This is a genomic window from Paenibacillus sp. EKM212P, assembly GCF_011066115.1.
GTDB classification, from domain to species: Bacteria; Bacillota; Bacilli; order Paenibacillales; family Paenibacillaceae; genus Paenibacillus; species Paenibacillus polymyxa_B.
On sequence record NZ_JAAMNR010000054.1, the window covers coordinates 1 to 386 of the forward strand.

The following is a 386-nucleotide window of genomic DNA, read 5'->3' on the forward strand; positions in this document are numbered from 1 at the left end:
GCTTCCGTCACATTGACGCTTTCGTTCAAAATATGCAGATGCGCAGGTGTGCCGTCCGACAGATCAATCCGGTGCGTGCGGTAGTAGGCGATCAAATGCTCTCCGCTCAGACTGACGTCACGGGACACCACGTGCAGGGTGTGGCCTAACAGCAAGCTGGCAAAGATTTGCTTCACTGAAGCGTCAAATACAAATGCCGACAGCCATGCGACATGAAGCGGCTGTTCATAACGGCTGTATACTCGTTCCAATAAAGCATCTACCAGATTGCTAACACTGCCCTGCTCGATCATGACCCCTTTCGGCTGGCCGGTGGTACCTGACGTGTAAATCATATAGGCCAGGTTATGCGGGCGGGCGACAGGGATTAGATTGCTCGCATCCTG

1 protein-coding gene is annotated in these 386 nt (G+C 53.4%); it reads right to left on the bottom strand.

Annotation, left to right across the window (positions count from 1 at the left end):
• A partial coding sequence (locus G9G54_RS24930; RefSeq protein ID WP_165179956.1) for an AMP-binding protein occupies positions 1–386 on the bottom strand: 386 nt, incomplete at both ends.